The organism is Nonomuraea sp. NPDC001684 (assembly GCF_053596515.1).
Genome location: NZ_JBSFGJ010000863.1, coordinates 1 through 1,454, shown reverse-complemented (window position 1 = coordinate 1,454; position 1,454 = coordinate 1). Strand labels below are relative to the sequence as shown.

The following is a 1,454-nucleotide window of genomic DNA, read 5'->3' as shown; positions in this document are numbered from 1 at the left end:
AGACCAGGTCGTCGGCCGGGCCGACGCCGCGCGGCGGGGCGGCGCCGAAGCCCTGGTCGGGCGGGACTGCCGCGAGCACCCTGCTGCCCACCGTGCGGCCGCGCAGCGCCCTGCCGAGCCCCGGCAGCAGCGAGCCCACCGGGAAGGCCGCCGGGGCGCCCCGGTTGAAGCTGGAGTCGACCAGGCGGTTGTCACGGCCGTCCCAGACGTGCGCGGTGTACTGGACGACCGCGACGTCGTCGTCGCCCAGCCGGTCGCCGCCGCCCGTGGTCAGCTCGTCGACCTGGAGATCGGCGGCGGGCCGGCCGGCGGGGAAGACGATCGTGGGCCGGGCGCCGAACGCGCCGCCCACCTTCAGGTCGAGCTTCTCCGCCGCCTTGGGCGCGGGCGCGCCGGCCGTCGGGCCCGTGCAGGCGGCGGCCAGCAGCAGCAGCGACGCCAGCGACGGCACGATCGTACGGCGGCGCATCTGCCCTCCCACGACAAAGTGGCCCGGCGGCGAGACGCCACCGGGCCACGAGATGCTACCGCGTCGTCGGACGGCCCGTCAGGAGATCACCCGGTCAGGAGGCCGCCAGCACGTCGACCACGAACACCAGCGTGCTCTTGGCGGGGATCTTGTCCTGGGCCTGGTCGCCGTAGCCGAGGTCCGGCGGGATGCTCATCACGACCCGGCTGCCGACCGGCACCCCGGCCAGGCCCTTCTGCCAGCCCTGGATCACGTTCGCGAGCGGGAACTCGGCCGGCTCGCCGCGCTCCCAGCTGGAGTCGAACTGGCTGTCGGTGCCCCAGATCTTGCCCGTGTAGTGGACGGTCAGCGTCTGGGTGGGCTGCACCTTGGCGCCGGTGCCCTCGATGATGGTCTTGACCACCAGGTCCTTGGACGGCTTCTCGCCGGTCTTGGTGGTCAGCGTCGGAGCCTTCTCCCCACCCGGGTTGTCCACCTTGACGCCCTTGAGGGTCTGGCCGGTCTCCTTGCCCGTGGCCGCCTTCAGCGCCGGGGGCCGGGCGCCGACCACGTCGAGCACGAACACCTTCGTCGGCTCGGCGCCGGCCGTGGCCTGCCCCGCCGGGGCCGAGTCGTTGGCCAGCACGGCCAGCAGCCGGCCGCCGTGCTTGACCTTCGTGAAGCCGTCGCGCAGCACCTGCGGCAGCTGCTCGTTGACCGGGACGGTCTCGGGCTGCTTGGTGTCGTAGGAGGAGCCCTGGATCGCGTTGCCCTTGCCGTCCCAGTTGTAGACGGTCAGGTTGACGATCAGCTTGTCGCCGGTCTTGACCTCCGGGCCGGTGCCCGGCTGGATCACCTTGTAGGAGGACTTCGTCGCCGGCGAGCCGGCGGGGAAGGTCACCGTGGGCTTGACGCCCACGTTCCCGGTGACGGTGAGCCCGGCCGCGTCGGTGCCGGTGGTGGCGCCTCCGTTCGCCCCGGCGTCGGTGTCGCCGCACGCGGCGGC

2 protein-coding genes are annotated in these 1,454 nt (G+C 73.4%); both read right to left on the bottom strand.

Features of this window, described 5'->3' with window-relative positions; all coding sequences use genetic code 11:
• Positions 1 to 469: FKBP-type peptidyl-prolyl cis-trans isomerase (locus ACWCSD_RS52595; protein WP_449927466.1), on the bottom strand; the 469-nt coding region annotated here is incomplete at its 3' end.
• A 94-nt stretch (positions 470 to 563) separates the two neighbouring features.
• Positions 564 to 1,454, bottom strand: an 891-nt coding sequence (locus tag ACWCSD_RS52590; RefSeq protein WP_449927463.1) for an FKBP-type peptidyl-prolyl cis-trans isomerase, incomplete at its 5' end; no start/stop codon positions are given.